At 40.0% G+C, this 360-nt stretch carries 1 protein-coding gene; it reads right to left on the reverse strand.

The window, feature by feature from the left end; all coding sequences use genetic code 11:
- Positions 1-182, reverse strand: a 182-nt coding sequence (locus AB9K37_RS00535) for a replication initiation protein (protein WP_369835112.1), incomplete at its 3' end; no start/stop codon positions are given.
- Positions 183-360: the final 178 nt, after the last annotated feature.

Here is a 360-nt window from a genome sequence, read left to right on the forward strand (position 1 = left end):
GCATTATTTTTAATACCCATAAGCTCGCCAAATTCAGAGGCGCTTAGTGACATTTCTTTAGGTATATCATTTCTAGGATCTACCTTAGCAAGGCAAGCGAGGACAAGCTTCTGAGCCTGAACATTGAGCTTGTAGCTGGCATCGATAAGAGCGTTTGACTTGGTAACTGATAGATTACTCATTGTTCTTTGGGTTATGTTTAATTTGAATATCTCACCTTATTATAAGGTGAGGAGTTGTGTCAACACTATCACCTTAAGCTGTGGATTTGCGTGTCAATTTCCTCACCCTTAAAAGGTGTTTGCGTGTCAATTTCCTCACCCTTAAAAGGTGTTTGCGTGTCAATTTCCTCACCCTTAA

Source organism: Donghicola sp. XS_ASV15 (assembly GCF_041224595.1).
GTDB lineage: Bacteria > Pseudomonadota > Alphaproteobacteria > Rhodobacterales > Rhodobacteraceae > Donghicola.